The organism is Bradyrhizobium sp. Cp5.3 (genome assembly GCF_000426265.1).
GTDB lineage: Bacteria > Pseudomonadota > Alphaproteobacteria > Rhizobiales > Xanthobacteraceae > Bradyrhizobium > Bradyrhizobium neotropicale.
Genome location: NZ_AUFA01000014.1, coordinates 199,534 through 205,533, shown reverse-complemented (window position 1 = coordinate 205,533; position 6,000 = coordinate 199,534). Strand labels below are relative to the sequence as shown.

Here is a 6,000-nt window from a genome sequence, read left to right as displayed (position 1 = left end):
TTCTTCTGCCGCTTGACGTAGGGCTTCACATAGGCCGGCGGCATCAACCGCACCGTATGCCCCAGCGCCTGCAGCTCGCGGGACCAGTGGTGCGATGAGGCGCACGCCTCGATCCCCACCAGGCATGGCGGCAGCTTCTGGAAAAATGCCAAGACGTGCCGGCGCCTCAACTGACGGCGTACGACCACTTGGCAGGCTGCATCAACGCCGTGTACTTGGAAGACCGACTTCGCAATATCCAGACCGATCGTCGAAATTGACTGCATAGGCTGCTCCTCCGAATCGTGGGAGCCTCAAACGGCGCCCACTCCTTGGCACTCTCGTGCCGGTGGAGGAGCCGTCCACAGCATCACAAGCGGACAATAAGCCGTCCGTCACTCAAGTTTTGCTAGACGGGGTAGCGCCAACGCAGAGCGCGGCGGATGACAACCAGCGCCAATACATTTGCTGGGAGGCCAAACCAAAGGATCGTCGGGACCGACAACGCGATGCATGCGTGGATCAGGTAAATAACCTGCCCGATGAGACCGGCAAGCAGCCCGACTCTGGTCCAGCCCAATAGTGTTCGCGGTATCCAATCATCGGACTCGCCGATTAGATATGCCGCGATCCACGCCGACAGGGATTCCATGCTCTATTGTAACGCCGGGTGGACGATGCCTCCCGCGTCTAGTTTTTCCAGCCCAGCTTTTTGGCCTGTTCGAGGTCAGCCACCGCGCGGGCGATGTCCCCCTTCTGCTCGTAAAGATAGGCTCGCGCCGCGTAAGCGGTCTTGTCCTTTGGATCCAACTTGATCACCATATCGTAATCTGCAAGCGCGCTGTCGAACTCGTTCTTATCGAAGAAAAGACTGCCGCGTTTGCGGTAAGACGCAACGTTGTCGGGGCTCAGTCGAATAGCCGTGGCGTAATCCGCCAGGGCGGCACGCTCATTGTCGTGATCCCGATAGATGTCGGCCCTGGAATTGTAGTACTGATAGTTGCTCGGGTTCAGCCTGATGGCCGCGGTAAAATCCGCAAGGGCCTCTCCCCACGCGCCCTTGCTCTCGTTGCAAGTGCCGCGGGTCGCAACCATCTCGGCGGACTGCGGCTCCAGCCTGATCGCCTGCTCCACATCCTCTATCCCGCGGCCGTGCTCGCCCTTCGAGCAATAAGCCAAAGCGCGCGCTGCGTAGGCGTAAGTGAACTTCGGATCCAACTGGATTGCCGCGTCAAAGTCGGCGATAGCGCGATCCAAACTCCAAAGTCGGAGGTAGCCTATACCGCGGTAGTGGTATGCATTTGCGTGCTGCGACGGATCGGAGGAATCGTTCAACACGATCGTGCAGGCCGCAACCTCGTCGCGCGCGGTTGCGTTCCGGTCCGCGCAGGCCCTGCGCTCGACATTGGTCGCGGCTGAAAATCCCAGTGTCGCGGCAGCAAAGCCGAAGACGACGGCTGATATCGCAACGGCGAGCGCTAACACACGACCTGTCATCTAAGTATGCCCTTGTCTAGATGCCCTGCCTTTAACATCCCGTTGTTCGCGGGCGTTTAAGAATTCACTTCAATATTGATCAAGTCCGCTCCGGGCCACAAACGGACTCATGCAGCGCAGCGGGGACGCTCTATTCGATCACCAAGCGGGCACGCGCGAGGTGGATGCCTCGGTACTCGATGCCAGCCACGAACTTCCAACCCATTCCCATTGGGGCTGCTAGGAACATTACTTGTTTGAGACCATTGGCTGCATGGTCGCGGCGGGCGTTGCTGTCACCGCGGCTGTGATAGCTGGCCCGAACGTCTGGACCATCGGCCGTATCGTGCTCGAGGGCGCCCCGACCTGCGCCTCGAGAGACGGCGGCTGCTAATTCCAAACCCGAGAGGTCTTATGAAAACGCCGTTGGCAGCGATGGCGCTGCTATGCCTGTTTGTCAGCCCTGGCGCCCTGTGCGAGCGCTCCTTTTCCGGTTTGGCTTCCTACTATTCCAACGAAAGTGGCAGTCGCACGTCCTCCGGCGGGCGCTTCGACGATCGACTGCCGACAGCGGCGCATCGCTGCCTGCCGTTCGGCACCAAGTTGCGGGTGTCGCGCGGCGGCCGGTCGGTCGTGGTCACTGTCAATGATCGCGGCCCTTTCGTCCGTGGGCGCGTCCTCGACCTGGCGCTGGCGCCGGCACGCGAGCTTGGCCTGGTCGGACTTGGCATCGCGCACGTCGACGTAGAGGTCGTCGAGCAGGAAGAAGCTGCCAACTGAGGCGACCTTACTCACTCTTAAATTCCGCGACCTTTCGATCTTGGCTCCATAGCTCTACGTCGTACCCGTCAGCCAAGGCTCGGGCGCGCTTCTTGGCCGCGGTTTCGTCCTCGCAAACCAGTTGGATGATAAGCTCGATATGCCCGTCGAGGTCCATGACATGTGCGCGGTACTCTTGCATCTGCCGACCCCCTTTCACAAACGAGAGGCCACCAACTGAGGCGGCCCTATTCTTCAGGAGGTTGCAGGCCCGGCGACGTCAGCCACTCGTCTATATTAGAAGCGGTTTCGAGCTGGCGCAGTTTGCTTTCTAGAAGATCACGTTGCGGTCCTGGCTGTGTGTTTTCCAGTTCCGCGATGATGCGAGCTCTCTCCGCATTCAGATTGTCGTCAAATGTGTGGGAGTGTGAGCGTCGTCCCATGGCACTCTCCTTTCCCTACGTGAATTGGGCGGGAGCGCAACCGGCGTTCTCATCACCGATCGAGGCAACGGTGCCGTGTACGGTGATGGAACCAGTATGCACCCGGAACGACGCCGGAACAAAGCTTAAGTGAAGGCTCTCAGGCAGGCCGCTTGCGGCCTCCCTCTTGGTCTCTTTGGGGAGCGCGATTGGACTCTCAAAGGGGGCCTTTCGGCCCCCTAACCGCAAACCGAAATCATTGTCCCCGCGCTTAGTCGCAGTCCTGCCCCACCTTTTGCTGGGATGGTGCTTGCTCGGCCTCACCGGCCGTCATTTTCTTTGACTGTTCAGTGGGGGCGGGACGGGTCTGCTCGACCGTGCCTGCCGTCCGATCCGGTGACTCCGAGGAGGGTGCGGGCTCGATCCTCTTTGATTGCTCGGCCACGGTGGGCTCGTTCTGCATCTGGCGCTGCGCGTCCTGCGACGATGTTGCGATATTCTCGCTGGCTTTGTTCATCGCAGATGTCGGCGGATGCCGTCCGGAATCAGCTGCTGTGGAACCAGTGGTTTGCCCGGTATAGCCCGGGACATTCCCCGATCCTGCATCGCGGCTCGCCATGTTGCAGGGAGCCGCATACACGGAGCTGGCGCTGAAGGCTAGCACCGACCCTAAGATCATAAGCCTGTTAGCAAGCATAATCTTTCTCCTTTGCGTTAGACGCCAAACGAATTGAACTAAGCTGCTGTTCCGGTGTTTGGCGCTGCATGGTCGGCACGTCGATCACATTGTCCGTGTTCGGGTCATAGCTGCAGCGCACCGCAGCGTATCGATCTGCTCTGCAAGGAGCGCAAGGACGCAAGCGGGCTCGCAGTTGGGATTGATTGAACCTGGGCATCATCGCTGAAGGCAGCGACTGCAAACTTCACGCTCGGAGCGGTCGGGCCCTCAAGAGCATGCCGTTGGTCTCATCGGGAGTAACGCACATGGTATATCTTCCGACCCAAGACGACATTGAGCAACGCGCATATCAGCTCTGGCAGCAAGCTGGAATGCCCGAGGGGCGAGACCAAGAGTTCTATTTGGAAGCAGAGCGACAGCTGAAGGAAGAGCTGGTTCGCCACGAACTCAAGACGCCGGACACGCTGTAGAGCTGCGGCTAAAAGGCGATCGCGGATAGCACGAGACACGTCAGATCTGCCCTTGACAGCGGGCTTCAGCGGCGCACCGAATTGCGATCCCAGCAAGTTCCAAAATCCGCGCAGCGGCTGATGCTTCGAGAAGCAGCGGCGCTTCTACTTCATGTATCCCACGTAGTAGACACCGATCACACTCTTCGATGCGTCCTGGATCGGCTTGTAGCCCGCGATGTAGGGCTTACCCAGAATGTCCACCTCTCCGTAAAACGCTTCACCTTTCTTGATGGATTCGATCGCTTTGCCTTTGGGGTCGAGAATGGTTCCGACTGCTCGCGAGCCGTCGTCCTTCTTGACGTTAGTGGCGACGCGAACATATTCCTCGCCGTTCTTCACAAATATGGTGGCCGTTCCCTGAGCTTCCTTAACCACTTCATCGACCAAATCGTAATTGTTGTTCATCTTTGTAGAGCCAAAATAGATTGCAGGGACTTGCTTGCCGGCGACAGCATCGGTCCCATCGATCTTAGGTGGACCTAGCTTATTCGCCTTTGACTCCAGCAGCTCCATTGCTGTCTTTACTTTTGCATCCTGAGCCTTGCCAACGTTTGGCAGAAGCATCGCGGCCCCGATGAGGCACGCGAATGTGAGGAAGCCGATAGCAGTTCGCTTGATGTTCATGAGCTTTCCTTCCCTTGAAAAACGCCTCCGTGCGCCAGGGTCCTCACCGCATTTCGGTGACGGCTCGAAGGATCAGGCTGTCGATTTGGGTTTAATGTCACGCGATGATCTCGCACCGATAGGCGTGCCGAGCGCGTCTCGACCAAGTCCGGCATGCCAATGGCTGGGGCTCGGAGCAACCGAATGTCGTCTAAATTTTCGTCAACGAATGCACCGCGCGGTTTAGCAACCGAGCACGAAAATCTATATCACTGAGCGACGACACCGCCATTAAAAATTGGGACAGCAATTCTGCCTTTAGAATGACGCTCACGGCGTGCCGAGCGATCTCACAGCCCGCAACCCGGCGTCAGTCGCAGGACGCGAGCTTCAATCGAAACTGGCGTTTGATCGCCTTCGGCACGGTGCTGCTGGTGCTCGCCGTCTTGTACTTCCTGTCCATGTGGGACATGACGCCGTGGTCCAATAATCCTGTCGCCCTGATGCGGACCGTCGGGTAGGCCTCGGGAGCTGTCGGCGCCATCAGCCTCGTCATGATCGTCTTTGGTCTGATCGACAGGAACGCACCTGGAGGCGGATAAGAGATCAGGCGAGGTTCGTCGAGAAGATATCTTCGAGTTCGAGACGCATGGTATCGCGGCATTCGCACGCCGCCTCTGCGAGCCGCAATTGGTCGATCTCGATCTCGCCTCGCCGTTCGGATCTGATCGCTCCGGAAGCGCGCAGATTGCGCATCAGGAGCGTCACCGTCGGTCGACGCACACCCAGTATTTGCGACAGCGCCTCCTGGGTGAGCGGGAGGACGTCATCGTCGATGCGATCGCGAAGCTGGAGCAGCCAGCGTGCCATGCGAGCTTGGACCGGATGCAGCGCATTGCAGGCCCCGCCGATTTGAAACTGTATCAGCATCGCCTTGAAGTGAATCTGGACTGCGTGGCGGATCGCGGGACTCCGGCCGAAAGCGGTGTGGAACCGCGATGCAGGGATCCGCGAGGCGGTGCCCGCGGCACGAACGATGGCGGTAACGGCCACAGGGGACGGCCCCAGCACGGAAAGAGTGCCGACCGCTCCCTCGCGCCCGATTGCGGCGCTGGCGACCGTCTGCCCGTTCGCCATGTCGACCATCACCGAGATGGCGCCACTATGAGGGAAGAAGAGGTGCTCGGTCTGGTCACCCGCCTGCGACACGACCGAATCCCGCTCGAGCGCGACCGTCTCCAGCTCTGGCGCCAGCAGATCGAAGTCCGCCGCCGGTAATGCTGCCAGAAGTCGATTACCAATTCCGCTGGGAAGCGTCACTGTGGCCCGCCGCGCTCCATCCGACGCATCGCATTTCGAGCGGCATAGGGCGGCAGCCTCAAACTTTGTTTAAATCCGCCGACGCTACGCGCTCCGAAATCCAATTCAGCCGCAGAAGCTCTCAATCTCAAAAACAAATCTCCAAACGCGATCCGCGATCCGAATTCTCGTCTCGGGGATCATCGGGGACTTAGATTCAGGCGCGCCGCGGCACAATTGCAAAATGCGCATGGGTAACACCATAGGGAGT

General features: G+C 59.2%; 8 protein-coding genes and 2 pseudogenes. 3 read left to right on the top strand and 7 right to left on the bottom strand.

Annotated elements, in window-relative coordinates; all coding sequences use genetic code 11:
• Both K289_RS0122195 and K289_RS0122185 read right to left on the bottom strand, forming a co-directional pair.
• Positions 1-266 (bottom strand): annotated as a pseudogene (locus tag K289_RS0122195) (IS110 family transposase); the annotation flags it as partial.
• 403 nt (positions 267-669) lie between these two features.
• Positions 670-1,476 (bottom strand): tetratricopeptide repeat protein, encoded by an 807-nt coding sequence (locus K289_RS0122185; RefSeq protein WP_027553547.1) that lies wholly within the window; start codon positions 1,474-1,476, stop codon positions 670-672.
• A gap of 232 nt (positions 1,477-1,708) precedes the next feature.
• Here K289_RS0122185 and K289_RS50625 point away from each other — a divergent pair, with 232 nt between their 5' ends.
• Complete coding sequence (locus K289_RS50625; RefSeq protein WP_156918112.1) at positions 1,709-1,849, top strand: hypothetical protein; 141 nt, start codon at positions 1,709-1,711, stop codon at positions 1,847-1,849.
• Positions 1,850-1,911: 62 nt separating this feature from the next.
• Positions 1,912-2,235: pseudogene (locus tag K289_RS44860) on the top strand (septal ring lytic transglycosylase RlpA family protein); the annotation flags it as partial.
• A 227-nt stretch (positions 2,236-2,462) separates the two neighbouring features.
• On the opposite strand, the gene K289_RS48830 reads toward K289_RS44860, so the two are convergent.
• Positions 2,463-2,657 carry a hypothetical protein gene (locus K289_RS48830; protein WP_082907896.1) on the bottom strand — a complete coding sequence of 65 codons (195 nt, stop codon included), beginning with the start codon at positions 2,655-2,657 and terminating at the stop codon, positions 2,463-2,465.
• 250 nt (positions 2,658-2,907) lie between these two features.
• A complete protein-coding gene (locus K289_RS51670; RefSeq protein ID WP_063614162.1) occupies positions 2,908-3,153 on the bottom strand; it encodes a hypothetical protein in 246 nt (81 codons plus the stop codon).
• Positions 3,154-3,620: 467 nt separating this feature from the next.
• On the opposite strand from K289_RS51670, the gene K289_RS48820 reads away from it, so the two are divergent.
• A complete protein-coding gene (locus K289_RS48820; RefSeq protein WP_084788680.1) occupies positions 3,621-3,785 on the top strand; it encodes a DUF2934 domain-containing protein in 165 nt (54 codons plus the stop codon).
• A gap of 144 nt (positions 3,786-3,929) precedes the next feature.
• Here K289_RS48820 and K289_RS0122150 read toward each other — a convergent pair whose 3' ends face one another.
• From K289_RS0122150 to K289_RS0122140, 3 genes are all read right to left on the bottom strand, one after another.
• Entirely contained in the window at positions 3,930-4,451 is a 522-nt protein-coding gene (locus tag K289_RS0122150) for a Cache 3/Cache 2 fusion domain-containing protein (RefSeq protein ID WP_084788678.1), read from the bottom strand.
• A 349-nt stretch (positions 4,452-4,800) separates the two neighbouring features.
• Entirely contained in the window at positions 4,801-4,986 is a 186-nt protein-coding gene (locus K289_RS50620) for a hypothetical protein (protein ID WP_156918111.1), read from the bottom strand.
• Between the two features lie 50 nt (positions 4,987-5,036).
• Positions 5,037-5,750: a Crp/Fnr family transcriptional regulator gene (locus tag K289_RS0122140; RefSeq protein ID WP_027553544.1), complete on the bottom strand. Its 714-nt coding sequence runs from the start codon at positions 5,748-5,750 to the stop codon at positions 5,037-5,039.
• Positions 5,751-6,000: the final 250 nt, after the last annotated feature.

Bases quoted from the DNA above. Each gene is read 5' to 3' on its own strand.
- K289_RS48820 (WP_084788680.1), top strand. From the start codon at position 3,621: ATGGTATATCTTCCGACCCAAGACGACATTGAGCAACGCGCATATCAG.
- K289_RS50620 (WP_156918111.1), bottom strand. From the start codon at position 4,986: ATGACGAGGCTGATGGCGCCGACAGCTCCCGAGGCCTACCCGACGGTC.
- K289_RS0122150 (WP_084788678.1), bottom strand. From the start codon at position 4,451: ATGAACATCAAGCGAACTGCTATCGGCTTCCTCACATTCGCGTGCCTC.
- K289_RS48830 (WP_082907896.1), bottom strand. From the start codon at position 2,657: ATGGGACGACGCTCACACTCCCACACATTTGACGACAATCTGAATGCG.
- K289_RS0122185 (WP_027553547.1), bottom strand. From the start codon at position 1,476: ATGACAGGTCGTGTGTTAGCGCTCGCCGTTGCGATATCAGCCGTCGTC.
- K289_RS51670 (WP_063614162.1), bottom strand. From the start codon at position 3,153: ATGAACAAAGCCAGCGAGAATATCGCAACATCGTCGCAGGACGCGCAG.